The sequence below is a fragment of the Bradyrhizobium sp. SZCCHNRI1029 genome (assembly GCF_032487555.1).
GTDB lineage: Bacteria > Pseudomonadota > Alphaproteobacteria > Rhizobiales > Xanthobacteraceae > Bradyrhizobium.
Map to the genome: position 1 here is coordinate 137771 of NZ_JAUEUK010000012.1, position 24461 is coordinate 162231.

The window sequence follows — 24461 nt, forward strand, 5'->3', positions numbered from 1 at the left end:
ACCCGGATCATGGCCAAAATCACCCGCCCCCAACGCGCCAAGCCGGCGCCGGTTCGCAGCCCCTTGAAGAAGGCCGCTCCCAAGGCCGCTCCCAAGTCAGCCCTCAAGGCCGCCTCGAAACGGGCCGCCAAGAAGGCTCCGACGGCCAAGCTGAAGAGCCCTGCCCGGCCGGTCAAGACAGCGTCGAAGGCGGCCAGGCCCTGGACGCCGGCCGAGATCCGCGAGGCCTTCAGCCGCTTCGCTCAGGCCAATCCCGAGCCGAAGGGCGAGCTCGAGCACCTCAACCCCTACACCTTGCTGGTGGCCGTGGTGCTGTCGGCGCAGGCGACCGACGCCGGCGTCAACAAGGCGACGCGGCCGCTGTTCGCCGTCGCCGACACGCCGCAGAAGATGATCGCGCTCGGCGAGGACAAGCTCCGCGACTACATCAAGACCGTCGGCCTCTACCGCACCAAGGCCAGGAACGTGATCGCGCTGTCGCAGAAGCTGATCAGCGAATTCGGCGGCGAGGTGCCGCGCACGCGCGCCGAGCTCGAGTCGCTGCCCGGTGCCGGCCGCAAGACCGCGAACGTCGTGCTCAACATGGCGTTCGGCGAGCACACGATGGCGGTCGACACCCATGTGTTTCGCGTCGGCAATCGCACCGGGCTGGCACCCGGCAAGACGCCGCTCGAGGTCGAGCTCGGGCTGGAGAAGGCGATCCCGGCCGAGTTCATGCTGCATGCCCATCACTGGCTGATCCTGCACGGCCGCTACACGTGCCTGGCGCGCAAGCCGCGCTGCGAGCTGTGCCTGATCAAGGACCTCTGCCGCTGGCCGGAGAAGACCGCCTGATACGTTGTGTGTGACGAACGGTTTCGCCTGAGAACGTGTTTGACAGTCACTATTGTGTCACGGCGCGACGCCGTCTCACCATGGCCGGGCCACATCGCCGCCCGCATTGGACATAAGATGACACCCGTAATCCGGGGCGATGTGAGTGGCGCGTGACGATTCCCGCGTTCTCGGACCTTTCTGCGCCGGGACGTTGAAGGATCAGCCGCATGGACAACACTGCCGCACTCGTGTCGCTCGCGACCTCGGTGCCACCGCATCAGTTTCGCCAGAACGAAGTGATGGAGGCCGCCCGCGTGGTGCTGGCGCCGCGCTTTCCGCAGTTCGACACGATGGCGAGCCTGTTCGCCAACACCGGCATCCGCCAGCGCTACGGCGTCAAGCCGATCGAATGGTACATGGAGCGGCGCGGCTGGCCGGAGCGCACCGAAGCCTATCTCGAAGGCGCCGAGGCGCTGTTCGTCGACGCGGCGAACAAGGCGCTTGCGCAGGCCGATCTCAACGCCGCCGACATCGACACCATCGTCACCGTGAGCTCGACCGGCATCGCGACGCCGACCTTGGAAGCGCGCGTCGCCGGCCGCCTGGGTTTTCGCGCGGACGTGTCGCGCGTGCCGGTGTTCGGGCTTGGCTGCGCCGGCGGCGTCTCGGGCCTGTCGATCGCCGCGCGCCTGGCGCAGGCCCGGCCCGGCACCAACGTGCTGCTGGTGACCTTCGAACTGTGCACACTGGCTGTCCGCCATGATGAGTTGACGAAGGCCAACATCGTCGCGCTGAGCCTGTTCGGCGATGGCGCGGCGGCCGCGATCCTGCGCGCCGGCGATGGCGGCGCTATCCGCGTCGAGGCGACCGGCGAGAAGCTGTGGCCCGATACGCTCGACATCATGGGCTGGAGCGTCGATCCCGAAGGTTTTGGCGTGATCTTCCAGCGCACCATTCCGGACTTCGTCACCGAGAACATGGGCCCCGCGGTCAACGAGATCCTGGACCGGATGAAGCTCGCGCCTGCCGACGTCGACCGCTTCGTCTGCCATCCCGGCGGCGCCAAGGTGATCACGGCGCTGGAGCGCGCGCTGTCGCTGGATCAGGGCACGCTGGATCATGAGCGCGAGATCATCGCCGACTACGGCAACATGTCCGCGCCGACGGTGCTGTTCGTGCTGGAGCGCGCCCGCGCCCGGGGCTTGCCGCCGCGCTCGGTGCTCACTGCGCTCGGACCTGGGTTCACCGCAAGCTGCGTTTCATTGAGGCACGCCGCATGACCTTCGCCGCCTTCGTCCTCGCCCTCGTCACCATGCAGCGGCTCGGCGAGCTCGTGCTCGCCCGCCACAACACCAAGCGCCTGCGCGCCATGGGCGCGGTCGAGGTCGGGGCGGATCATTATCCGCTGATGATCTCGATGCATGCGGCTTGGCTGGTATCGCTGTGGCTGCTCGGCGCCGACCAGGAGGTCGACCCGTGGCTCTTGAGCGGCTTCGTGCTGCTGCAGGGGCTGCGCTGGTGGGTGCTGGCGACGCTCGGTCCGCGCTGGACGACGCGCATCATCATCCTGCCGGGGGCGCCCCTCGTCACCGATGGTCCCTATCGTTACATCTCGCATCCGAACTATCTGGTGGTCGCAGCCGAGATCGCGCTGCTGCCGCTGGCGCTGCATCTGCCACTGATCGCCCTGATCTTCTCCGGCCTGAATGCGGCGGTGCTGTTCATCCGCATCCGCGCCGAATCGGAAGCACTCACCGGCATCGGCGGCGGCCAGACCGCATGAGCGCATCGGCCGCGCCGCAGGATCGTCCGAGCCTCGCCACCTGGCTCGGCTTCATCCTGATGTGCGTCGGCATGTTCATGGCGATCCTGGACATCCAGGTGGTGGCGACGTCGCTGCCGACCATCCAGGAGGCGCTCGGCATCACGCCGGAGGCGATGAGCTGGATCCAGACGGCGTATCTGATCGCCGAGATCATCGCCATTCCGCTCACCGGGCTGCTCACGCGGGTGTTCACGTTGCGCTGGCTGTTCGTCGGCGCCGTCGGCATCTTCACCGCCGCCTCGCTCGGTTGCGCGTTCAGCGGCGATTTTCACACGCTGCTGGCGTTCCGCGTGCTGCAGGGCTTCTTCGGTGGTCTCTTGATTCCGGTCGTGTTCTCCGCCGTGTTCCTGCTGTTTCCACCGCGCCTGCACGCGGTCGCGACGACGATCGGCGGCGTGGTCGCGGTGCTCGCGCCGACCATCGGCCCGGTCGTCGGCGGCTTCATCACCAACACCTGGTCGTGGCCCTGGCTGTTCCTGATCAACATCGCGCCCGGCCTCGTCGCCGCGCTGGCGACGCCCGGCCTGCTGCCGAAGCAGCGCATGGACCTCGCGGAGCTCGACAAGCTCGACCTGTTTGCGCTGCTGCTGCTCGCAGTGTCCCTGGCCAGCCTCGAGCTCGGGCTGAAGGAGGCGCCGAAGGGCGGCTGGCTGTCGTCGAACTGCATCGCGTTCCTGGTGCTGAGCGCGTCGTGCCTCACCTTGCTCGTCCAGCGCCTGCTGACCTCACCGCATCCGATCCTGCGGCTCGGCAGCTTTCAGCGGCGGTCGTTCACGCTCGGCTGCCTGTCGAGCTTCTGTCTGGGCATCGGGCTGTTCGGCTCGGTGTATCTGATGCCGGTGTTCCTCGCCTTCGTGCGCGGCCACGATGCGTTCGAGATCGGCAAGATCATGCTGGTCACCGGCGTGGCGCAACTGATCGCCGCTCCGCTGGTGACGGCGCTGGACGGCAAGGTCGACGCGCGTCTCCTGACGGCGTTCGGTTTCGTGCTGTTCGGCTCCGGTCTGGCCGCGAGCGCGTTCCAGCCGCCGACCGCCGACTATCAGGAGATGTTCTGGCCGCAGGTGGTGCGCGGCGTCGGCATCATGTTCTGCCTGCTGCCGCCGACGCGGATCGCGCTCGGCGACCTGCCACAGGCCGAGGTCGCCGACGCCAGCGGGCTGTTCAACCTGATGCGTAATCTCGGCGGCGCCATCGGCATCGCGCTGATCGACACCATCATCTATGGCCGCGTCGCCATGCATGCCCAGGCGTTTCGCGACCGCCTGCTGGCCGGCGATACCGCGGCGGCCAAGGCAATCGGGCTCGCGCCGGAGCTGCTGCGCAACCGGCCGCGCGGCATCTCGGAGGAGCAGGCGATCGCCTATGTCCGGCCGCTGGTGGAGAAGGCCTCGCTGGCGCTGTGCGTCAACGAGGCCTGGTCGCTGCTCGCTGGTGTCGCGCTGCTCGGCTTCCTGCTGATCCCCTTCGCCCGCAGCAAGGCGACGAGCCTGTCGCCGCGGATGATGGCGCTAGAGGCTGCGCAGCCGGCGCTCCGGCGACGGCTCGATCAGCTCGGGCCGCGGTCCGGATAGGCGCTTGTGCAGGTGGACCATGAAGGCCATGCCGAACAGCGGCGTCGCCAGGTTCACGATCGGGATGGTGACGAAGGCCGCGATGATCAGCCCCGCGGTGAACACCGTGATCGCATTGTCGCGCCGCATCGCCTTGGCCTCCGCCGGCGGCCGGAAGCGCATCGCGGCGAGCTCGAAATATTCGCGGCCGAGTAGCCAGGCCGTGGCGAGGAAGAAGATCACGAAGCCGGCGCCGGCGAGGAACACGAAGGGCAGGGCGACCAGGTAGACCAGGATGGTGAGGCCGGCGGCCTTGAGGCCCTCGATGATGGCGACGCCGAATGGCAGGGCGACGCCGGGGCGCTCGGCCGGATAATGCTCGCGCTCGACAAGGTCGGCGACGTCGTCGACGAACAGGCTCGCGATCACCGAGGTGATTGCCGGCATCAGCATGATGCCGCCGAACACGACGCCGAAGCCGGCGGCGATCGAGATGATCCAGGTCAGCACCTCGAGCGTGCCGTGCGAGTTCGGCCCGAGCATGGCCTCCGCCCAGCCCTCGCCGGCAGTCGCGAGCCAAGTCAGGAGCCGCTGCAGCCCGATCGCGAGCACCGTGACCAGCACCAGCGCCAGCCCGATCGAGCGCCACAGGATCGAGCGCATCGGCGGCGACAGAATCTGCGAAATCGCCTTGATGGCGGCGTCGATCATGGCGGGGTCCCTCGCTGCAAAGCCCGCGGCAGAGGTAGACATGCCGGCGGGCTTCGGCAAGTCCGCCGGCATCGTATCAAAGATCGGTCGCCCGCAGCCGCAGCGCGTTGCCGACCACGCTGACCGACGACAGCGACATCGCGGCGGCCGCGATGATCGGCGACAACAGGATGCCGAACACGGGGTAGAGGATGCCGGCGGCGATCGGGATGCCGGCGGCGTTGTAGATGAACGCGAAGAACAGGTTCTGGCGGATGTTGCGCATCGTCGCCGCCGACAGTTTTCGCGCCCGCGCGATACCGCCGAGGTCGCCCTGCAGCAGCGTGATGCCGGCGCTCTCCATCGCAACGTCGGTGCCGGTGCCCATGGCGATGCCGACGTCGGCCGCGGCGAGCGCCGGCGCATCGTTGACGCCGTCGCCGGCCATCGCGACGATCTTGCCGCTGGCGCGCAGACGCGCGACCACGGCGCTCTTCTGCTCGGGCAGCACCTCGGCCTCGACCTCGGTGATGCCGATCTTGCGCGCGACCGCGGTGGCGGTGGTGCGGTTGTCGCCGGTCAGCATGATCACCTTGATGCCGTCGGCCGCGAGTGCCTTCAGCGCCTCCGGCGTCGACGCCTTGACCGGATCGGCGACCGCAAACAGCGCAGACGGCTTGCCGTCGACGGCCATCGTGATCACGGTGGCGCCCTCTTCGCGCAGCCGCTTGCTCTCGACGCCGAGCGTATCGGTGATGATGCCGAGCGAGGCGAGATAGGTCGCATTGCCGAGTACGATGGCCTTGCCGTCGACCTCGCCGCGCGCGCCCTTGCCGGTCGGCGCGTCGAAGTTCTTGACGTCGGCGAGCTTGATGTTGCGCTCCGCGGCATGCCGGACGATGGCCTCGGCCAGCGGATGCTCGCTGGCGCGCTCGACGCTGGCGGCCAGCCGCAGCGCGTCGGCCTCGTCGAAGCCCTGAGCGGTGACGATGCTGGTCACCCTCGGCTTGCCCTCGGTCAGGGTGCCGGTCTTGTCGACGACCAGCGTATCGACCTTCTCCATCCGCTCCAGCGCCTCGGCGCTCTTGATCAGCACGCCGGCCTGGGCGCCGCGGCCGACCCCGACCATGATCGACATCGGCGTCGCAAGACCGAGCGCGCAGGGACAGGCGATGATCAGCACGCTCACGGCGGCGACGAGGCCGAAGGCGAAGCGCGGCTCGGGACCGAACGCGTACCACGCGACGAAGGCGGCAATGGCAGCAGCGATCACCATCGGCACGAACCAGCCCGCGACCTGATCGGCGAGGCGCTGGATCGGCGCGCGCGAGCGCTGCGCATCGGCGACCATCTGCACGATCTGCGACAACAGGGTCTCGCGGCCGACCTTGTCGGCGCGCATCACGAAGCTGCCGGTCTGGTTCAAGGTGCCCGCGATGACGCGCTCGCCCTCGTCCTTGGTCACCGGCATCGACTCGCCGGTGACGAGCGATTCGTCGAGCGACGAGCGGCCTTCGAGAATGATGCCGTCGACCGGCACCTTCTCGCCCGGGCGCACACGCAGGCGATCGCCGACCGCGAGCTCGGCGATCTCCACCTCATGATCGTTGCCGTCGGCGTCGAGCCGCCGCGCCGTCTTCGGCGCCAGCTGCAGCAGCGCCTTGATCGCGCCCGACGTTGCCTCGCGTGCGCGCAGCTCCAGCACCTGGCCGAGCAGGACGAGAATGGTGATGACCGAGGCCGCCTCGAAATACACCGCCACCGCGCCGCCATGGCCGCGGAACGCCGGCGGAAACGCCTGCGGCGCGACGGTCGCGATGACGCTGTAGACATAGGCGACGCCCGTGCCCATCGCGATCAAGGTGAACATGTTGAGATTGCGGGTCTGGACCGACTGCCAGCCGCGCACGAAGAACGGCCAGCCGGCCCACAGCACGACCGGCGTCGCCAGCGCGAACTGGATCCAGTTCGACAGCACGGGATCGATCAGGCCGTGGCCGCCGACGAGGTGGCCGCCCATCTCCAGCACGACCACTGGGGCTGCCAGCACAGCGCCGATCCAGAATCGTCGCGTCATGTCGGCGAGCTCGGGATTGGGCGCATCGTCGAGGCTGATGACGTCGGGCTCCAGCGCCATGCCGCAGATCGGGCAGGTACCCGGGCCTTCCTGACGTATCTCGGGATGCATCGGGCAGGTGTAGATCGTGCCCGCCGGCATCTCCGGCGGCGGCTCGCGTTCGCCGAGATATTTGTCCGGCTCGGCCGCGAACTTGGTACGGCAGCCGGCCGAGCAGAAATGGAACGTGTGACCCGCGTGTTCAAAGCGATGCTTCGAGGTCGCGGGATCGACGCTCATGCCGCAGACGGGATCGATGACCTTTGCCGTCTCGCCATGCTGATGCGCGTGATGATCGTGGCCGCCGCAGCACGACCCCGTGGCTGCCGGTGAAACGGCGGCTGCGAGATACTTGGCCGGATCGGCGGCGAACTTGGTGCGGCAGCCGGCGGAGCAGAAATGGAAGGTCTGTCCCTGATGCTCGAAGCGATGCTTCGAGGTCGCGGGATCGACCGACATGCCGCAGACCGGATCCGTTGCCTTCGCTGGTTCAGGCGCGGCGTGGTTCGAGCCGCCGCAGCAGGCGCCCGAAGCGCTGGCAGGCGCCGCGCCGGCACGATCGCTGCAACAACTGTCCGCGGATGCCTGTTCGTGTCCGGTTTCCACCGCGCGCGCGCGCGATCCACAGCCGCATCCGCCCTCGCCGCCCGCCGCGACGCCATGCTCGTGTCTGGTTTCCGACATCGCTCAGCCTCTTGAAACCTATACCCTGTAGGGGTATATAGGCTCCATGCGCGAGGACATCAAGACATCCTGTCAGAAACGTTTGAGTCGGATCGAAGGGCAGGTCAGGGGCCTGTCGAAAATGGTCGAGGACAACCGCTACTGCATCGACATCGTCACCCAGATCTCCGCTGTGCGGGCGGCGTTGCGCCGGGTCGAGGAGGAGATTTTGCGCGACCACGTCGCCCATTGCGTCGAGCACGCCATCGCATCGGGCGACAAGGCCGATCAACGGCAGAAGATCGCGGAGTTGATGGATGTGATCGGCCGGTCGGATCGCTGAGGTCAGCCCAGCTCAGACCGCCACCTTGTTGCGGCGGCGTGCGGTCGGACGTGGCGCGACGTTTCGTACCGGCTCGGCGACGAGAAAATGCTCGTTGACCACGAGCCGTTCGCCGAGCTTCGCAACTATTTCCTCAGCCGTAACCTGCTGCGTCGCCTCTTCGTCAGCCGTCTCAGGAACGAGCGGCGGCGCTGTGATGGCTCCTGGAAACACGGCGAACTCGCCCGCTACCTCCGCGAGCGGCTTCTGCTTGTCGGCCCAATGCAGCGTCGTGTAGTCGAATCCATTGACGATGGTCGGCTTGACGATCTCGAAATAGGGCGAGATGTCGAAGTCGCGCGGCATGTAGAGCGAGGAATCACGGATGTGCAGGATCTCGCGCTTGGCGCGCCGCGATGGCGCCCGCGTGATCTTGGGCAGGATCGGGTAGCGCACCGCATCGAAGGCCTGCGCGATCAGCGCCGAGCAAATCATCTTGGTCGGATCGCCCGAGCCCAGCGCGATCATGCGCCGCCGCCAGCGTTGCGGAATCGGCATCGGGATCAGATAGCGCATCAGGTCGATGATGTTCTTGGTGTCGTAGCCGAAGCCGATGCGATTGATGGCGTAGCGGCACACCGTGTGCCGGTCCTCATAGGTCAGGCCGACCGGACGGCACACACGGGTGTGATAGGCGAAATATTTCGACAGCGGCGCCGAGATCACGCCGTCGCCGACATAGGCCTCGACCAGCACATGCGGCTCGCCGTCGGGCTCGACGGCGCCGTCGATCGGTCCGACATAGAGCGCGGCGTGCGACCAGGTCGACTGCGTGAGGTATTTGATGATGCCGGAGATGCGGCTGTTGCCCTCGACGAGCAGCACGTCGCCGGGCTGGACGTCCTTGCGCAGATAGTCCGGATCGCTCGGCGTGAACGGCTCATAGCCGGGGATCTCCTTCTGGAGATAGGCGGCAATCAGCTTGCCGATCTGATCAAGCACGATACCCATAACGCTCCCCGGGCGACCTTGGCCGGTCGCCGGTTTTTTTCCCTTCTTCCATGATGGTCGATTGCGGTTGCAATTTGGTTCATAGTGGACGCGTTCTGCACGGTATCACGTTTACCATCCCGGTTGCCGCAGCGCGGCAGATGCGGCAAATTCGCGGGTATTCGTTTGGTTCAAAGCTTTCGGAAACCATGTCATGAATGTCACGCGCCGCGGCTTCCTCTCCGCTTCCGCGGCGCTGGCCGTGCTGCCCATCGCCGGCCGCGCCGCGCAGGCGGCTGTTCCACGAGAGGCTGACATTGTCGTGATCGGGGCGGGTGCGGCGGGAATCGCCGCGGCCCGCCGCATCGTCGCGGCCAATCGCAAGGTCGTGGTGCTGGAGGCCGCGCCACAGCTCGGCGGCCGTTGCCGCACGGATGCAGCCACCTTCGGCGTGCCGTTCGATCGCGGCGCCCGCTGGCTGCTCAACGCCGACGGCAATCCCATCAGCAGGCTCGCGCGCGGTCTCGGACTCGATCTCGTCGCGGCTCCCGTCGGGCAGAAGATCCGCGTCGGCCGGCGCAATGCGCGGCCCGGCGAGACCGAGCAGTTCCTGGCGGGGCTGGTGCGCGCCAATCGCGCCATCGACGAGGCGGCGCGCGGCAAGCTCGATACCTCCTGCGCCGCGGCGCTGCCGAAAGATCTGGGCGACTGGACCAGCACCACCGCGTTCGTGCTCGGCGCCAGCGCGACCGGGAAGGATCTCGCCGATCTCTCCGCGATGGACAAGGCGCGTGCGCAGGATCGCAGCGCGCCGCTGGCCTGCCGCCAGGGGCTGGGCACGTTCATCGCCAGGCTCGGCGAATCGTTGCCGTTGTCGCTGTCGACTCCAGCAACGCGCGTCGTGTGGGCCAACCGCGACGTCGCGGTGGAAACGCCGGCGGGGCGAATCGCGGCGCGCGCCGTCATCCTCACGGTGTCGACCAACGTGCTGACATCAGGCGCCATCAAGTTCGCGCCCGAGCTGCCCAAGCGGCAGCTCGACGCCGCCGCGAAGCTCAGCCTCGGCAGCTATGATCACATTGCGCTGATGCTGGCGGGCAATCCGCTCGGCCTGTCGCGGGACGAGGTCATCATCGAGCAGAGCAATTCCAGTCGCACAGGTCTGCTGCTTGCCAATATCGGCGGATCGTCGTTTTGTACCGTCGATGTTGCCGGCGCCTTCGGCCGCGAACTATCAGCGCAGGGCGAGGCGGCGATGGTCGACTTCGCCAGGGAGTGGATAGGCAAGCTGTTTGGAAGTGAGGCCGCCGCAGCGGTGAAGTCGTCCGCAGCGACGCGCTGGAACCTGGCGCCGGGCGTGCTCGGCGCGATGTCGGCGGCCACGCCCGGCAGCCAGGGCGCCCGCAAAATATTGGGCGAGCCCTTGGGTCCGCTGTTTCTTGCGGGAGAGGCCACGCACGAAACGCTGTGGGGCACGGTCGACGGCGCCTGGGACTCCGGCGAGCGCGCCGCGGAAGCCGCGCTGCGCAGGATCGGCGCGATCAAGGACGCTGAGCCGGAGCCGAGCAGTGAGCGGCAACGACCGCGCCGTCGCGGCAAGGTGCGCTCGGCATCGCCGGAGGATTGACCGTCGATCCGCAAGCTCATCAGCAAGAGGGTGGGCACGGCGCAACTGCGATCTCAAGCGTTGAAATGGCACGGCTGCGCCTTTGCCCACCCTACGGCTGATGCAGGCGAGCTGCCGATTGAAGCACGCCCAGCCTTGGCTACACCGGCAGCTTCAATTCCATCAGGTCTTTCGCGACCACGATGCGGCCCGTGTAGTTCTTCTTCACGTCCCGCGTCCAGTCCTCGTCCGTCACTTCGGGATCATCACCGGGCACGAAGTGGCTGAGCACCAGCACCTTCACGCCTGCAGCCGCGGCGATGCGTCCGACGTCTTCCGTGGTCGTGTGACTGTCGAGCAGGTGCTTCTTCAGCGTCGAGCCGTTCTTCGTCTTGGCGACCAGCCGATCGACCGCGGGCACATAGAGGCATTCATGCACGAGCACGTCTGCGCCCTTGGCAAACTCTGCAAGCTTCGGGTTATAGGCCGTGTCGCTCGAGAACACGATCGTGCCCTCGGGCGTCTCGAACTTGTACGCGAAGTTGTCGGTGATCGGCGGATGTGGCGTGCGGAACGCGGTCACCGTCACGTCCGCCGTCTTCAGCACGACGCCGTCCGCGTCGATATCCTTCGCGACCAGGAGTGGTCGCGGATCTGGCCGGCCTTCATCCGCGATGCGGGTGTCGACGTCGAACTTGTTGGTTTCCCAGAAGCTCCTGGTCATCGCCTCCAGGCCCTTCGGTCCGAACGACTGGATCGGCGTCGACAATCCTGCGGCCCAGGCGTTGTAGAACAGATTGCCGTATTCGAGATTGTGATCGGAATGGTGATGGCTGATCAGGATGTACTTGATCGATGGGATCGGAACCCCAGCGCTGACGAGCTGACGGCTGACGCCCATGCCGCAATCGATCACGAACGGCGTGCCGTTGACGACGACGAGATTGGCCGGATTCGAAGCGCCGACGCCGACGCGCGGGCCGCCCTTGGTGCCGAGGAAGACCATCCGCGTGCCGGTCTTTGCGCCTTGCGCGAACGCCGCGGGCGCCGCGATGGCGCCGGCCGTTCCCAGCGCGAGCTTGAGCATTGTTCGCCGATGGATCACGGTGACCTCCCAATCTGCTTCGTTGCAGGAAGGCTAACCCCGCCCGAGCACGCCGTCGAGGGCCGGCAGGCCGGCGATCACGGCGATTGCGATCAGCGCATAGCAGATGGCGCGGAACACCTGCTCGCTGGCGCGGCCGAACAGCGACGCGCCGAACGCGACACCGAGCGCGTAGACCGGCCCGATCAGCAGCGAAAGCTTCAGCGAATCCCAGGTGATCAGCCCGCTCATTGCGTAGCTCACCATCGCGAAGAAGTCCGATGCGCCGAAGAACAGCACGATGTTCGCCCGTGCGATCTTTGGCGGGATCGGGCGTCCCAGCCAGTAGCCGACGATCGGCGGCCCCCCGGTCTGCGCCAGTCCGCTGCAGAATCCGGAGATGCAGCCGACAACGACCGACAGCGCGGTGTACTCCCTGCCGCGATAGCGCCAGCCGGACAGCAGCAGCGCAAGCAGCCCGATCACGAAACCGGTGATGATCCAGCGGACGGTGACCGGGTCCAGCCGGCTGAGGAAATAGGTGCCCACGGGCACGCCGACCAGCGCACCCGCGACGATCACCGCGGTGGCCTTGCGGTCGGCCTCGCGCCAGGCCGGCGCCACCATCGGGGCCATCGAGACGAAATCGATCACGAGCAGGAGGGGCGCAACGAGACGGGGCGTCGCAAAGCTGCTCGCCAGCGGCATGAAGATCAGCGCGGCGCCGAAGCCGGAGAAGCCGCGCGCGGTTGCGGCAATGAAGGCGACGATCGCCAGCGCGATCGTCGCGAACAGGCTGAGATCGGCAGGGATGAGCCCGGAGAGGCTCATCCGCGCAACGTGCCGCCGGTCTTCTTGGCCACGTCGGCCGTGATCTTCGCCGCGACCGCGTCGATCTCCTCGTCGGTCATGGTCTTGTCGCGTGGCTGCAGGGTCACGGCGATCGCGATCGACTTCTTGCCGTCCTCGATGCCCTTGCCCTCGTAGACGTCGAACACGGTGACATCGGTGATCAGCCTCTTGTCGACGCCCTGCGCGGCGCGGACGATGTCGCCGGCCTTGACCTTGCGATCGACGATGAAGGCGAAGTCGCGCGACACCGGCTGGAATGCCGAGAGCTCCAGCACCGGCTTGGCGCGGGTCGGCTTCGCCTTGGCCGCCGGAATGCGATCCAGGATCACCTCGAAGGCGACCAGCGGCCCGTCCGCCTTCAGCGCCTCCAGCGTGCGCGGATGCAGCTCGCCGAAATGCCCGAGCACGTTCTGCGGGCCCATCTGGATCGTGCCGGAGCGCCCCGGATGCATCCAGGCCGGCCCGCCGGCGACGATCTGCAGCGAGGCCATCGGCGCGCCGGCCGCCGCGAGCACCGCGAGCGCATCGGCCTTGGCGTCGTAGGCACTGGCCGGCTGCGATCCGGTCCAGTGCCGGCCGAGTCCCTTCGCCGGCGCGATGCCGCGGCGGATGCCGCTCGCGGCCACGAACTGATCCGTGGGGCGATCGCCCTTGAAGACCTGCCCGACCTCGAAGATCGCCGCATCGCCGAAGCCGCGATCGGCATTGGCCTGCACCGTCGCGGTCAGGCCCGGCAACAGGCTTGGGCGCATGTCCGAGAGATCGGCCGCGATCGGATTGGCGAGAGCGAGCTCGGCCTTGCCGCCGCCGAACAATTCGGCGGCCGGCTTGGAGATGAATGACCACGTCACGGCTTCGACCATGCCGCGCGCGGCCAGCGCGCGCTTGGCGCGCCGCGTGCGCAATTGCAGTGGCGTCAGCACCGGCTTGCGCGGGGCGTCGCCGCGCTCGAACGGCGTCATCGGCACCTTGTCGACGCCGACGATGCGCACGACTTCCTCGACGATATCGGCCTTGCCGTGCACGTCGCTGCGCCAGGACGGCACCGCGACCTTCACGACGGGGCCGTTGCCGGCGACCACGAAGCCGAGATGCGTCAGGATCCGCCGCATCTCGGTCAGCGGCACCTCGATGCCCGCCAGCCGCTTCACCTCGGTCAACGGGAAGTCGACGATGCGGTCATCGCCGAACGGATTGCCGACGACGACAGTCTCCGATGGCGTGCCGCCGCACAGGTCGAGCACGAGCTTGGTCGCCATCTCCAGGCCCGGCACCATGAAGGCCGGATCGACGCCGCGCTCGAAACGGTAGCGCGCGTCGGAATTGATGCCGAGCTTGCGGCCGGTCTGGGCGATGTTGATCTCGTTCCACAGCGCCGATTCGATCAGCACGTCGGTGGTGCCTTCATCGCAGCCCGAAGCCTCGCCGCCCATGATGCCGGCGAGCGATTCGACGCCGGAATCGTCGGCGATGACGCACATCGAATGGTCGAGCGTGTAGGTACGGCCGTCGAGCGCGAGCAGGGTCTCGCCGTCACGCGCGCGGCGGACGACCAGATTGCCCTTCACCTTCTTGGCGTCGAACACGTGCAGCGGACGCGCGCGGTCGAAGGTCATGTAGTTGGTGATGTCGACCAGCGCGTTGATCGGGCGTAGGCCGATCGATGTGAGGCGCTGCTGCAGCCACTTCGGCGACGGGCCGTTCTTGACGCCGCGCACCAGTCGCAGCGCGAAGCCGGGACATAGCTTCTCGTCTTCGACCTTGACCTTCACGGGGCAAGGGAATTCGCCTCTGATCGGCTTGATGCCGGGATCTTTCAGCTTGCCCATGTCGGCGGCGGCGAGGTCGCGGGCGATGCCGTGCACGCCGGTGCAGTCCTGGCGGTTCGGCGTCAGGTTGATCTCGAATTGGGGATCGCCGAGCCCGGCCCATTCGGCGTAGGGGGTGCCGATCGGCGCATCCGCCGGCAGCTCCATGATGCCGTCGTGATCGTCGGAGATCTGCAGCTCGGCCGCCGAGCACAGCATGCCGCGGCTCTCGACGCCGCGGATCGTGCCGACCGACAGCGTGATGTTCTTGCCGGGGATGTAGGTGCCCGGCGGCGAGAACACCGACACCAGTCCCGCGCGCGCATTCGGCGCGCCGCACACCACCTGCACCGGCGCGCCACCGTCGCCGGTGTCAACCATGCAGACGCGCAGCCGGTCGGCGTTCGGGTGCTGCTCGGCGGAGACGACGCGCGCGATTTTGTACGGCGCGAGCAGCTTCGCCTTGTCCTCGAGATGCTCGACCTCGAGGCCGATCATCGTGAGCTTGTTGGCGAGCGTCTCGACCGACTCGTCGGTGTCGAGATGGTCCTTCAGCCAGGACAGCGTGAATTTCATGGCTCTTTCCGCTGATTCAGTCCCGTTCCCTCCCCCGCTTGCGGGGGAGGGTCAGGGTGGGGGCTCTCGCCGCAATGGCAGCGGCAATGGTTTCAAGAACGCCGGCGCGATTGGCCAGGACGTCGTTATTGGCAAAGCGCAGGATGTGAAATCCTTTGGCTTCGATCGCAGCTGAGCGTGAAGCGTCGCGCTGTTCGCCTTCAGTTGAGAAGTGCTGTCCGCCATCGAGCTCGATGACGAGACGTGCGGTGTGGCAGACGAAGTCGACGATGTAGCGGTCGATCGGGACCTGACGGCGAAAGCCCGCGCCGAGCAGGCGATGGCCGCGCAGCTCGGACCATAATATTCTCTCGGCATCCGTCGAGTTTTGGCGGAGGGCGCGCGCATTCGTTCGAAGCTTCGGCGAGACTGTCCAGATGGGCTTCTCGTCGTCCATCGACACCTCCTGCGCGGAGAGACCCCCACCCCAGCCCTCCCCCGCAAGCGGGAGAGGGAGTTCGAGCGTTTGCTGAGAGAGGGCGAGGCTCATCACGAACTCAGCCCTCCGGCCAAGGTCGGGACCTCCAACGGCTTGAAGCCGTAATGCGACAGCCAGCGGACGTCGCCGTCGAACAGCTGGCGCAGGTCGCTCATGCCGTATTTCAGCATCGCGATGCGGTCGATGCCCATGCCCCATGCGAAGCCCTGGTATTCGTCGGGATCGATGCCGCAGGCGCGCAGCACGTTCGGGTGCACCATGCCGCAGCCGAGAATCTCCAGCCAGTCCTCGCCCTCGCCGAAGCGGATCTCGCCCTTGTCGCGGCGGCACTGGATGTCGACCTCGAGCGACGGCTCGGTGAACGGGAAGAACGACGGCCGGAATTTCATGTTGATGTGGTCGACCTCGAAGAACGCCTTGCAGAACTCGTGCAGGATCCATTTGAGGTGACCGAGATGCGAGCCCTTGTCGATGACGAGGCCCTCGACCTGGTGGAATTGCGGCGTGTGGGTCGCGTCCGAATCGATGCGATAGGTGCGGCCCGGGCAGATCACGCGGATCGGCGGCTTCTGGCTGAGCATGGTCCGCACCTGCACCGGCGAGGTGTGGGTTCGCAGCAGCATGCGCGAGCCGTCCGGCTTCGGATTGAAGAAGAACGTGTCGTGCATCTCCCGCGCCGGATGTCCTTCCGGGAAGTTCAGCTTGGTGAAGTTGTAGTCGTCGGTCTCGACATCCGGGCCTTCCGCGATCGAGAAGCCCATGTCGGCGAAGATCGTGGTCAGCTCGTCCATCACCTGGCTGAGCGGATGGATGCGGCCGGTCTCGGCCGGCGAATCCTGCAGCGGCAGCGTGACGTCGATGGTCTCGGCCGCGAGCCTCGCGTCGAGCGCCGCGGCCTTGAGCACGTCGCGGCGCGCGGTCAGCGCCTGCGTGACCTTGTCCTTGGCGAGGTTGATCGCCGCTCCTTGCGTCTTGCGCTCGTCCGGCGACATCTTGCCGAGCGTCGCTAGCAGCGCCGAGATCGAGCCCTTCTTGCCGAGCGCCGAGACGCGGACGGCTTCCAGAGCGGCCTCATCGCCGGCGGCGGCGATCTGGTCGAGGATCGAGGTTTCGAGCGTAGCGAGGTCGGACACGGTCAAAATCTCCGCGGGACAAAAGGCGGCTGGGTTGTCGCCGCGCGGGCGACACGGGTCAAGCGAAAGCAGGCATGTTGCCGGATAGCAAAAAGCGGCCGAGAGCATCGGCCGCTTTTGAAATCCTCACGATGCGGAGGCGATCAGGCGGCGAGCGCCGCCTTGGCCTTCTCAACGATCGCCTGGAACGCGGCGGGCTCGTTGATCGCGAGATCCGACAGCACCTTGCGGTCGACGGTGATGCCGGACTTCGACAGGCCGTCGATAAATCGGCTGTAGGTGAGCTCGAAGGGACGCACGGCGGCGTTCAGGCGCTGGATCCAGAGCGCGCGGAAGGTGCGCTTCTTGCGCTTGCGATCGCGGAACGCATACTGGCCGGCCTTCTCGACGGCCTGCTTGGCGGTGCGGATCGTGTTCTTGCGGCGGCCGTAATAGCCCTTGGCGGCCTTGAAGACTTTCTTGTGCTTGGCGTGGGCGGTCACACCGCGTTTGACGCGAGACATGCCGGAAATCCTTGGATTCAGAGATGACGATCAGCCGCGGCTTTGAGGCGGCCAGGGTTCGGAAGCGAGAGGCCGGTCAGGCGTTCGGCAAGAAGTACTTCTTGACGTTGTCGCCGTCGGTCTTGAACAGCACGCGGGTGCCGCGCAGCTGCCGGATCTGCTTCTTCGTCCGCTTGATCATGCCGTGGCGCTTGCCGCGCTGGGCGTGCATCACTTTGCCGGTGGCAGTCACCTTGAAGCGCTTTTTGGCGCCGGATTTGGTCTTCAGCTTGGGCATTTGGCTCTCCTTGATGCCAACGGCAAGCCGCCCGCAAAAGCGGCGCCATCCGGCGAAAATGCTCGTTAGAGCGTTGGTTGTGCTCAGGTTTCGGGTCCAAACGAGGACCCACCCGCACAGAAATATCGCCACGGCAGCCCTTGATCAGCCGGGCGACGAAGGCCGCGCTTATGCCAGAGACAAAGCCCGTTGGCAACGTCGAACCACGGAATCGGCTATTCCGACCCATGATCAGCCGACCATGACAGTCGAGGATCGACCATGACCCGCCGCGCCATCTCCGCCGCCTTCACGACCGCGCTGCTGACGGGCCTCGCGGGCCTGACGGCAAGGCCGGCGCACGCTGCCGGCTTCGATGGCGCCTGGACCGTGCTCATCATCACCGAGGCCGGCAGTTGCGACCAGGGCTACAGCTTCCCGATCCGGATCAGCGGCGGCCGGGTCCTCTCGAACAGCACCGCCAACATTACCGGCTCGGTTGGCCGCGGCGGCGCCGTCACCGTGCGGGTATCCCAGGGTGGTGCCTCGGCCAGTGGCACCGGCCGGCTTGGCGCCACGTCCGGCGTCGGCCGCTGGAGCGGCAAAGGCTCGTCCGGGACCTGCAGGGGGCGGTGGCAGGCGACGCGGTCCTGACCCGGGCCCGCAAGAGCGGTCCTGACGGGCGCAAGAGAAAAGCCCGCCAAACGCGTGGCGGGCCCGGCTTCAGGTGTCGGCGTGCTGGACTTAGCGCGGCGCCAGAACCATGACCACCTGACGTCCCTCGAACCTGGCGTCCTGCTCGACCTTGGCGAACGCCGCCACGTCGGACTTCACCTTGTCGAGCAGCTTGGTGCCGATCTCCTGGTGCGCCATTTCGCGGCCGCGATAGCGCAGCGTGATCTTGACCTTGTCGCCCTCTTCGAAGAACCGCTGCATCGCGCGCATCTTCACGTCGTAGTCGTGGTCGTCGATCATTGGGCGGAGCTTGATCTCCTTGATCTCGACGACCTTCTGCTTCTTGCGGGCCTCGGCGGCCTTCTTCTGCGCCGAATATTTGTACTTCCCGTAGTCCATGATCTTACAGACGGGAGGCGAGTTGTTCGGCGAAATCTCGACCAGATCCATGCCGGCATCAGCGGCCATCTTGATCGCGACAACGGTCTCGACGACACCACGGTTGGTGCCTTCGGCATCGATCAGCTGGATCTGCGCATTGCGAATCTCATCATTGGTACGCGGCCCGTCTTTGACGGCAGCGGGCGGGGCTCGATTGGGGCGGCGAATGGGTAGTGCTCCAAGGTTGTGGAAGAAGGCGGCTAGTTTGAAGGAAGATGCTTTCGCGGGCAAGGTCGCAACGGTCCGGTGCGTCGAAATTCCGCCCGGTCGTCGCGGCTCCTGCGTCGCATGCGCGAGACTTGCGCGTCGGTGCATTCCCCCAAGGAAGCCACACGGCCGAGAATTGCGATCAAACTCGCGCTTTTTCGGGCCCTCGTGGTTCCGCCGGGGGACATAGAGTGCGCGGCGCGCTTTCGCAAGCGGCTGCGTCGGGCCGCGCCGATTGACGGAAACGGCCGGTTCGCCCACACAACACCCGACAGCGAGTAACGATCCATGAACCCTGCTGCAGAAAATGCCGATCCGCCCGTCTTCGTCGCCGTCGGCGCGGGCGAATCGTCGCGCCGGATCGCGGTGCGGGCGCGGCCAGGCCGTCCGCCCGGGCTGTTCTGGCTCGGTGGCTTCAATTCCGACATGAAAGGCACCAAGGCCCTGGCCCTCGACGCCTGGGCCGCCGAGCGCGGCCGCGCCTGCGTCCGCTTCGACTATTCCGGGCACGGCGAATCCGGCGGGCGCTTCGTCGACGGCACCATCAGCCGCTGGCTCGAGGAGAGCGTCGCGGTGTTCCGGCAATTCTGCCGCGGACCCCAGGTCGTGATCGGTTCCTCGATGGGCGGCTGGATGGCGCTGCTGCTGGCGCGCGAGCTGCTCAAGGACCCGGCCGAAGCAACGCTGGCGGGCCTGGTCCTGATCGCCCCGGCGCCCGATTTCACCGAGGAGCTGATGTGGAAGGGCTTTGCGCCGGCGGTCCGGACCGAGATCGAAACCAACGGCGTCTGGATGCGTCCGTCGGAGTACGGCGAGCCCTATCCCATCACCCGGGCGTTGATCGAGGACGGGCGCAACCATCTCCTGCTCGGCGCTGCCATCAAGGTCGGCTGCCCGGTGCGCATCCTGCAGGGCGCGCAGGACCGCGACGTCCCCTGGCAGCATGCGTTCGCACTGACCCACCGCCTGCCGGCCGAAGACGTGGTGCTGACCATGATCCAGGACGGGGACCACCGGCTGTCGCGTCCGCAGGACATCACGCGTATGCTGGCCGCCGTCGGCGAGATGGGCTGACGCGGCCCGCTTCAGCATCGCGCCTGCCATTCCGCGCGGACGCTCTCGTCGGTCTCCGACGTCAGCGCCGCCTCCGCACGTCGCGCGTAAGCAGCCTCGTCGAGCAGCCCAGCGAGCGCCCAGGCGGCGGCACCGCGCACCAGCGGACTCGGATCGGCGGCCAGCCGCTCGGCTGACGACGTCAGCGCCACATCGCCGGAGTTGCCGATCGCGATCAGCACGTTGCGCAGGAAGCGGTCGCGGCCGATGCGCTTGATCGGCGATTTCGCGAACAGTGCGCGGAACGCGGCATCGTCGAGCGCCGCCAGCTCCGCCAGCGAAGGCGCGCGCAACGCGTCGCGCGCCGCCAGCTTCGCCTCGCGTCCCGCCTGCGCGAACTTGTTCCAGGGACAGGCGGCGAGGCAGTCGTCGCAGCCATAGATGCGGTTGCCCAGCGCCTTGCGGAACTCGCGCGGGATCGGCCCCTTGTTCTCGATCGTCAGATACGAGATGCAGCGCCGCGCATCGAGGCTGTAGGGGGCCGGGAACGCCGCGGTCGGGCAGCTGTCGAGGCAGGCCCGGCACGAGCCGCAATGATCCCGCTCCGGCGCGTCCGCCGGCAGCGCCAGCGTCGTGTAGATGGCGCCGAGGAACAGCCAGGAGCCGAAGCCGCGCGACACCAGGTTGGTGTGCTTGCCCTGCCAGCCGAGCCCGGCCGCTTCGGCCAGCGGCTTCTCCATGACGGCCGCGGTGTCGACGAACACCTTCACATCACAGCCGGCCTGCGCGACCAGCCAGCGAGCGAGCGCCTTGAGGTTCTTCTTGATGACGTCGTGATAATCGTCCCCGCGGGCATAGACCGAAATCGCAGCATTGCTGCGCCGGGACAGGACCGCGCGAGGGTCCTCGTCGGGGCCGTAATTGACGCCGAGCATGATGATGCTGCGGACCTCGCGCCACAGCGTGGTGGGATCGGTGCGGCGGGACGGCTCGCGCGCCAGCCAGTCCATGTCGCCGTGCTGGCCGGCGGCGAGGAAGCGTTCGAACGCAGCGGCCCGTTCGGCACTCACGACCGGGGCGGTGATACCGACGACATCGAAGCCCAGCCGTTGCGCCTCGGCGGCCAGCGCCGCCTTCAACGTCTCCGGCGTGGGCCTAGCGGCGCTCAGAAGTCCAGATCCACATAGGTCCGCGACGCCGGCACGCCCGCCAGCCAGTCGGAGAGCAGCGGCCGGAACGACGGCCGCGACTTCACCCGCGCGTACCACGCCTTCGCGGCGTCGTCCTCGATCCATGGCACGTCGCCCAGATAGTCGATCGCCGACAGATGCGCGGCGGCGGCGAGGTCGGCATAGGTCAGGCGGTCGCCGGCCAGGAAATTGCGCCGCTGCGCCAGCCAGCCGATATAGGCGAGATGATAGCGCACATTGGTCTTGGCGGCGCGAATCACGTCGGTCGACGGCGGCCCGCCGCCATCCTCCTCGCTCATGAAGCGCTTGTAGATGCGCTCGGTGACCAGCAGGTTCGAGGCCTCCTCGAAGAACTTGGTGTTGAACCAGTCCATCAGCCGGCGCACCTCGATGCGCTCGGCCGCCGAGGCCGGCATCAGCCGGCGATCACCCATCTCGGGCCCGCAGGTCTCGTCGATGAATTCGGCGATCACGCCGACACCGGGCACCGGCGGCAGGCCTTCGACCGACAGCACCGGCGTGGTGGCCGCGGGATTGAGCACGAGAAACGCCTCGCGGCGCTCCCAGGCGCGTTCCTCCACCAGGCGCAGATCGAGCCCGTATTCGCCGAGCACCAGCCGGACGAAGCGTGAATGCGGGCAGAAGGGATGGTGGTAGAGCGTGTACATGGAGCCTTTCGACGATTCCGCGGCTACGGCGCTTAACGAACAATCAACCATCGGTTCGCACCGACGCCTCGTCCCGATACCGGCGCGCGGGTGCGCTCGCGAATCGGACCATTAGCGCATGGTCGGCGAAAGTGTAAGCAGTAGGGCGACGGGCGGTCATGCGGGAAACGACGCTTTCGGGAACAGCGATCAGCGCGCCCGATCCGCCGTCCGGCATTGCCCCGTTCTGATTCGCATGGCCGATCACACGCCGGTTCATTCATCGGATGTGGCCGGTTCGAGCGCTTTTTGCAATTGCGGGCGCGGGCCGAATAGGCGAGAAGGGCGGCGTTTTGCCGGCCATCCAGGATCCGATCAATGATGTCAGATACGCTGCGGGCGGTGCTTCTCGGCATCGTCGAGGGCGTCACCGAGTTTCTTCCCGTATCCTCGACGGGCCATCTGCTGCTCGCCGAGCGCTTTTTCGGGCTCGGCGACGAGGGGTTCTGGAAGAGCTTTGCGATCCTGATCCAGCTCGGCGCCATCCTCGCCATCGTCGCGCTGTACTTCTTCAAGCTGTACCGCGTCGCGATCGGCGCGCTGACGAACCCTGACGACCGCCGCTTCATCATCGGCGTGCTGATCGCCTTCCTGCCCGCGGTCATCATCGGCCTCATCGCCGGCAAGTACATCAAGGCGCTCCTGTTCGATCCCTGGGTCGTGTGCTTCTCGCTGATCGTCGGCGGCGCCATCCTGCTGTGGGTCGATCAGATCGATCTCAAGCCGCGGGAGCACGACGCCACGCGCTATCCGCTGATGATGTATCTGTGGATCGGCGTCGCGCAGTGCGTCGCGATGATCCCCGGCGTGTCGCGCTCCGGCGCCACCATCGTGGCGGCGATGCTGCTCGGCGGCGACAAGCGCTCGGCCGCGGAGTTCTCCTTCTTCCTGGCGATCCCGACCATGGTCGGCGCCTTCGTCTACGACTTCTACAAGAGCCGCGCCGAGATGACGGCGGACCATCTCGGTTTGATCGCGATCGGCTTCGTCGTCTCCTTCATCACCGCGATGATCGTGGTGAAGGCTTTCCTCGGCTACGTCACCCGCCACGGCTTCGTGCTGTTCGCCTGGTGGCGCGTCATCGTCGGCACCCTCGGCCTGATCGCGCTGGCGCTGGGGAAGTGAGCTGAGCCCCAGCTCCATCCACCGTCATTGCGAGCGTAAGCGAAGCAATCCAGTGTGGTGTCCGGGACTCTGGATTGCTTCGTCGCTTCGCTCCTCGCAATGACGTGGAGAGGCCGGTGGCCCCTCACGCGTTCTTGCGCTGGAACTGCCCGGACGGACGGAAGCGCCAGAGATATTGCGGGGCGATCGCCTCGAGCGAGTCAGGCGTGATGCCGAGGCCCTGCAAGGTCAGCCCGGCCGCCTTTGCCGCCTCCGACACCACGTTGTCGTGGCGCAAGAGCTCGACCTGGTCCGGCGTCAGCTTCAGCGGCCCCGGCGCGAACTGCAGGATTGCGGCCTGCAGTTTGGCGAGCCCGAACGGCAGCGGCAGCAGCGCGCGGTCGCGGTCGGTGATGTCGAGGATGATTTTCAGGATTTCCCGGAAGCTCAGCACCTCGGGCCCGCCGAGCTCGTAGGTCGCGCCCGGCTGCGCCTTGCCGTCGACCGCATCGGCCACCGCGGTGGCGACGTCGCCGACATAGACCGGCTGCATCTTCGTCTCGCCGCCGCCGATCAGCGGCAGGAACGGCGAGATCCGGGCGAGCCCCGCAAAGCGGTTGGTGAACTGGTCCTCGGGGCCGAACACGACCGAGGGGCGCATGATCACGGCCTCGGGCACCGCGGCCAGCACGGCGGCCTCGCCGGCCGCCTTGGCGCGGGCATAGCTCGACGCCGACTCTGCGTCGGCGCCGATCGCCGAGACGTGTACCATGCGGGCGCCAGCGGCGGCCGCCGCCTTGGCGACGGTGGCGGCGCCCTCGGCCTGCACGGCCTCGAAGGTCTGCGCGCCGCTCTCGGTCAGGACGCCGACGAGGTTGATCGCGACATGGCTGTCACGCAGCGCCGATGCGACCGAGTCGGGATAGCGCAGATTGGCCTGTACGGCGTGGATCTGGCCGACCCGGCCGAGCGGCTGCAGGTGGCCGGCGAGCTCCGGCCGGCGCACCGCGACGCGGATGCGATAGTCGCGCTTGGCCAACGCCCGGACCACGTTGCGCCCGACGAAGCCGGAGCCGCCGAAGACGGTAACCAATGTGTCCAGATTCGATGCCATGGAATGAGTCCTGGGATTGCCGGGCGGTCGGTCCGCCCCGGACGAGATAGCTGTCAGCGGCGATTCGCACCCCGCGGCCCGCCATCCTGGGCCGCTGTATAGCCCATCGCCCGCACCGCGGAAAAGGGAGCCGTGTTTTTGCGCATGGCTTCAGAAAAATTGTCATCTTGGGCGTTCAGCGGTTTGACAAGCGCCCGTTCGATCCGTACACAGCGCCCCCATGCCCAGGTGGCGGAATTGGTAGACGCGCTGGCTTCAGGTGCCAGTGGCTTAACGGCCGTGAAGGTTCGAGTCCTTTCCTGGGCACCATTTTTGGTGGTGACCTCCCCCGCACAGAACTCTGTGACAGACGACGGCGCTGATGCGCCTCGCGATCTGATTGGGTGGCATCGATTTAGCTGATGTCTTCGCGACATCAGCGACACGCTCGTCCCCGAGCCAGCCGATAATCCTCCTTTCAACGCCCGTGATGTAGCCGCTGCTGCCGGCTGCGAGCCTCCACCCTCCCCTGGAGGGGGAGGGTCGATCGCACGCGAAGCGGGCGAGCGGGGTGGGGCGATCTCTCCACGCACGCCAGCGCCAGAGGAGAGATCACCCCACCCCGCCTCACGTTTCGCTTCGCTCTCCGTGAGGCGACCCTCCCCCTCCAGGGGAGGGTGGGCACCGCCTTCGTGTTGAGTGATCACCATGACCGCCGTG

Annotated in this window: 23 protein-coding genes and 1 tRNA gene; 10 read left to right on the forward strand and 14 right to left on the reverse strand. The window is 67.1% G+C overall.

Translation table 11 applies throughout. From position 1 onward, the window contains the following. Positions 1–9 precede the first annotated feature (9 nt). The 4 genes from nth to QW861_RS28660 all read left to right on the forward strand — a co-directional run bounded on the left by nth (position 10) and on the right by QW861_RS28660 (position 4215). Positions 10–834, forward strand: coding sequence for an endonuclease III (gene nth / locus QW861_RS28645; protein ID WP_316193794.1), 825 nt, complete (start codon positions 10–12; stop codon positions 832–834). A 209-nt stretch (positions 835–1043) separates the two neighbouring features. Next, positions 1044–2096, forward strand: a complete 1053-nt coding sequence (locus QW861_RS28650; protein ID WP_315716837.1) for a type III polyketide synthase — start codon at positions 1044–1046, stop codon at positions 2094–2096. Further along, the gene (locus QW861_RS28655; RefSeq protein ID WP_315716838.1) at positions 2093–2599 is read left to right on the forward strand and encodes an isoprenylcysteine carboxyl methyltransferase family protein; all 507 of its coding nucleotides are present in this window, start codon (positions 2093–2095) and stop codon (positions 2597–2599) included. Before QW861_RS28650 ends, QW861_RS28655 begins: the two co-directional genes overlap by 4 nt. After that, positions 2596–4215 carry a DHA2 family efflux MFS transporter permease subunit gene (locus QW861_RS28660; protein WP_316193795.1) on the forward strand — a complete coding sequence of 540 codons (1620 nt, stop codon included), beginning with the start codon at positions 2596–2598 and terminating at the stop codon, positions 4213–4215. The genes QW861_RS28655 and QW861_RS28660 overlap by 4 nt, the downstream gene beginning before the upstream one ends. Here QW861_RS28660 and QW861_RS28665 read toward each other — a convergent pair. Further along, positions 4153–4905: a sulfate transporter family protein gene (locus QW861_RS28665; RefSeq protein WP_316193796.1), complete on the reverse strand. Its 753-nt coding sequence runs from the start codon at positions 4903–4905 to the stop codon at positions 4153–4155. The genes QW861_RS28660 and QW861_RS28665 overlap by 63 nt on opposite strands. A 76-nt stretch (positions 4906–4981) precedes the next feature. Next, positions 4982–7684: a heavy metal translocating P-type ATPase gene (locus tag QW861_RS28670; RefSeq protein WP_316193797.1), complete on the reverse strand. Its 2703-nt coding sequence runs from the start codon at positions 7682–7684 to the stop codon at positions 4982–4984. Positions 7685–7730: 46 nt separating this feature from the next. Between QW861_RS28670 and QW861_RS28675 the strand changes: the two genes are divergently transcribed. Next, a complete protein-coding gene (locus tag QW861_RS28675) occupies positions 7731–8006 on the forward strand; it encodes a metal-sensitive transcriptional regulator (RefSeq protein ID WP_315716843.1) in 276 nt (91 codons plus the stop codon). Between the two features lie 12 nt (positions 8007–8018). Here QW861_RS28675 and QW861_RS28680 read toward each other — a convergent pair whose 3' ends face one another. Beyond that, positions 8019–8996 (reverse strand): YiiX/YebB-like N1pC/P60 family cysteine hydrolase, encoded by a 978-nt coding sequence (locus tag QW861_RS28680; protein WP_315750486.1) that lies wholly within the window; start codon positions 8994–8996, stop codon positions 8019–8021. 193 nt (positions 8997–9189) lie between these two features. Here QW861_RS28680 and QW861_RS28685 point away from each other — a divergent pair, with 193 nt between their 5' ends. Further along, a complete protein-coding gene (locus QW861_RS28685) occupies positions 9190–10602 on the forward strand; it encodes a flavin monoamine oxidase family protein (RefSeq protein ID WP_316193798.1) in 1413 nt (470 codons plus the stop codon). Positions 10603–10741: 139 nt separating this feature from the next. On the opposite strand, the gene QW861_RS28690 is transcribed toward QW861_RS28685, so the two are convergent. From QW861_RS28690 to rpmI, 7 genes are all read right to left on the reverse strand, one after another. Further along, a complete protein-coding gene (locus QW861_RS28690) occupies positions 10742–11686 on the reverse strand; it encodes an MBL fold metallo-hydrolase (protein ID WP_315750484.1) in 945 nt (314 codons plus the stop codon). A gap of 33 nt (positions 11687–11719) precedes the next feature. Then, positions 11720–12496: a sulfite exporter TauE/SafE family protein gene (locus tag QW861_RS28695; protein ID WP_315750483.1), complete on the reverse strand. Its 777-nt coding sequence runs from the start codon at positions 12494–12496 to the stop codon at positions 11720–11722. Further along, the gene (gene pheT / locus QW861_RS28700; RefSeq protein WP_316193799.1) at positions 12493–14901 is read right to left on the reverse strand and encodes a phenylalanine--tRNA ligase subunit beta; all 2409 of its coding nucleotides are present in this window, start codon (positions 14899–14901) and stop codon (positions 12493–12495) included. The genes QW861_RS28695 and pheT overlap by 4 nt, the downstream gene beginning before the upstream one ends. 16 nt (positions 14902–14917) lie before the next feature. Then, on the reverse strand, positions 14918–15337 hold the full coding sequence (locus tag QW861_RS28705) for an endonuclease domain-containing protein (RefSeq protein WP_315716850.1): 420 nt from the start codon (positions 15335–15337) through the stop codon (positions 14918–14920). 92 nt (positions 15338–15429) lie between these two features. Further along, a complete protein-coding gene (pheS, locus tag QW861_RS28710; protein WP_316193800.1) occupies positions 15430–16512 on the reverse strand; it encodes a phenylalanine--tRNA ligase subunit alpha in 1083 nt (360 codons plus the stop codon). 143 nt (positions 16513–16655) lie between these two features. Continuing rightward, on the reverse strand, positions 16656–17015 hold the full coding sequence (rplT, locus tag QW861_RS28715) for a 50S ribosomal protein L20 (RefSeq protein ID WP_012040570.1): 360 nt from the start codon (positions 17013–17015) through the stop codon (positions 16656–16658). A 76-nt stretch (positions 17016–17091) separates the two neighbouring features. Next, positions 17092–17292, reverse strand: coding sequence for a 50S ribosomal protein L35 (gene rpmI, locus QW861_RS28720; protein WP_008539890.1), 201 nt, complete (start codon positions 17290–17292; stop codon positions 17092–17094). Positions 17293–17553: 261 nt separating this feature from the next. On the opposite strand from rpmI, the gene QW861_RS28725 reads away from it, so the two are divergent. Continuing rightward, entirely contained in the window at positions 17554–17925 is a 372-nt protein-coding gene (locus QW861_RS28725) for a hypothetical protein (protein WP_315716852.1), read from the forward strand. 90 nt (positions 17926–18015) lie between these two features. On the opposite strand, the gene infC is transcribed toward QW861_RS28725, so the two are convergent. Continuing rightward, a complete protein-coding gene (gene infC / locus QW861_RS28730) occupies positions 18016–18555 on the reverse strand; it encodes a translation initiation factor IF-3 (protein WP_315716960.1) in 540 nt (179 codons plus the stop codon). A gap of 327 nt (positions 18556–18882) precedes the next feature. On the opposite strand from infC, the gene QW861_RS28735 reads away from it, so the two are divergent. Then, on the forward strand, positions 18883–19668 hold the full coding sequence (locus QW861_RS28735) for an alpha/beta hydrolase (RefSeq protein ID WP_315716853.1): 786 nt from the start codon (positions 18883–18885) through the stop codon (positions 19666–19668). 11 nt (positions 19669–19679) lie between these two features. On the opposite strand, the gene queG is transcribed toward QW861_RS28735, so the two are convergent. Both queG and QW861_RS28745 read right to left on the reverse strand, forming a co-directional pair. After that, positions 19680–20864 carry a tRNA epoxyqueuosine(34) reductase QueG gene (gene queG, locus QW861_RS28740; RefSeq protein ID WP_316191544.1) on the reverse strand — a complete coding sequence of 395 codons (1185 nt, stop codon included), beginning with the start codon at positions 20862–20864 and terminating at the stop codon, positions 19680–19682. Further along, entirely contained in the window at positions 20813–21505 is a 693-nt protein-coding gene (locus QW861_RS28745; protein WP_315716854.1) for a glutathione S-transferase family protein, read from the reverse strand. The genes queG and QW861_RS28745 overlap by 52 nt, the downstream gene beginning before the upstream one ends. Positions 21506–21862: 357 nt before the next feature. On the opposite strand from QW861_RS28745, the gene QW861_RS28750 reads away from it, so the two are divergent. Next, positions 21863–22669: an undecaprenyl-diphosphate phosphatase gene (locus QW861_RS28750; RefSeq protein ID WP_315716855.1), complete on the forward strand. Its 807-nt coding sequence runs from the start codon at positions 21863–21865 to the stop codon at positions 22667–22669. Between the two features lie 124 nt (positions 22670–22793). Here the strand turns inward: QW861_RS28750 and QW861_RS28755 are convergent, their stop codons facing one another. Then, positions 22794–23762: a complex I NDUFA9 subunit family protein gene (locus QW861_RS28755; protein ID WP_316173498.1), complete on the reverse strand. Its 969-nt coding sequence runs from the start codon at positions 23760–23762 to the stop codon at positions 22794–22796. Positions 23763–23984: 222 nt separating this feature from the next. Here QW861_RS28755 and QW861_RS28760 point away from each other — a divergent pair. Continuing rightward, positions 23985–24071 (forward strand) — tRNA-Leu (locus QW861_RS28760). Positions 24072–24461: the final 390 nt, after the last annotated feature.

Coding starts and splice junctions, on each gene's coding strand:
- QW861_RS28685 (WP_316193798.1), top strand. CDS start 9,190: ATGAATGTCACGCGCCGCGGCTTCCTCTCCGCTTCCGCGGCGCTGGCC.
- QW861_RS28735 (WP_315716853.1), top strand. CDS start 18,883: ATGAACCCTGCTGCAGAAAATGCCGATCCGCCCGTCTTCGTCGCCGTC.
- QW861_RS28650 (WP_315716837.1), top strand. CDS start 1,044: ATGGACAACACTGCCGCACTCGTGTCGCTCGCGACCTCGGTGCCACCG.
- QW861_RS28755 (WP_316173498.1), bottom strand. CDS start 23,762: ATGGCATCGAATCTGGACACATTGGTTACCGTCTTCGGCGGCTCCGGC.
- QW861_RS28745 (WP_315716854.1), bottom strand. CDS start 21,505: ATGTACACGCTCTACCACCATCCCTTCTGCCCGCATTCACGCTTCGTC.
- QW861_RS28695 (WP_315750483.1), bottom strand. CDS start 12,496: ATGAGCCTCTCCGGGCTCATCCCTGCCGATCTCAGCCTGTTCGCGACG.
- QW861_RS28750 (WP_315716855.1), top strand. CDS start 21,863: ATGATGTCAGATACGCTGCGGGCGGTGCTTCTCGGCATCGTCGAGGGC.
- QW861_RS28660 (WP_316193795.1), top strand. CDS start 2,596: ATGAGCGCATCGGCCGCGCCGCAGGATCGTCCGAGCCTCGCCACCTGG.
- QW861_RS28675 (WP_315716843.1), top strand. CDS start 7,731: ATGCGCGAGGACATCAAGACATCCTGTCAGAAACGTTTGAGTCGGATC.
- QW861_RS28725 (WP_315716852.1), top strand. CDS start 17,554: ATGACCCGCCGCGCCATCTCCGCCGCCTTCACGACCGCGCTGCTGACG.
- QW861_RS28670 (WP_316193797.1), bottom strand. CDS start 7,684: ATGTCGGAAACCAGACACGAGCATGGCGTCGCGGCGGGCGGCGAGGGC.
- nth (WP_316193794.1), top strand. CDS start 10: ATGGCCAAAATCACCCGCCCCCAACGCGCCAAGCCGGCGCCGGTTCGC.
- QW861_RS28680 (WP_315750486.1), bottom strand. CDS start 8,996: ATGGGTATCGTGCTTGATCAGATCGGCAAGCTGATTGCCGCCTATCTC.
- QW861_RS28655 (WP_315716838.1), top strand. CDS start 2,093: ATGACCTTCGCCGCCTTCGTCCTCGCCCTCGTCACCATGCAGCGGCTC.
- QW861_RS28705 (WP_315716850.1), bottom strand. CDS start 15,337: ATGGACGACGAGAAGCCCATCTGGACAGTCTCGCCGAAGCTTCGAACG.
- rplT (WP_012040570.1), bottom strand. CDS start 17,015: ATGTCTCGCGTCAAACGCGGTGTGACCGCCCACGCCAAGCACAAGAAA.
- pheT (WP_316193799.1), bottom strand. CDS start 14,901: ATGAAATTCACGCTGTCCTGGCTGAAGGACCATCTCGACACCGACGAG.
- QW861_RS28665 (WP_316193796.1), bottom strand. CDS start 4,905: ATGATCGACGCCGCCATCAAGGCGATTTCGCAGATTCTGTCGCCGCCG.
- rpmI (WP_008539890.1), bottom strand. CDS start 17,292: ATGCCCAAGCTGAAGACCAAATCCGGCGCCAAAAAGCGCTTCAAGGTG.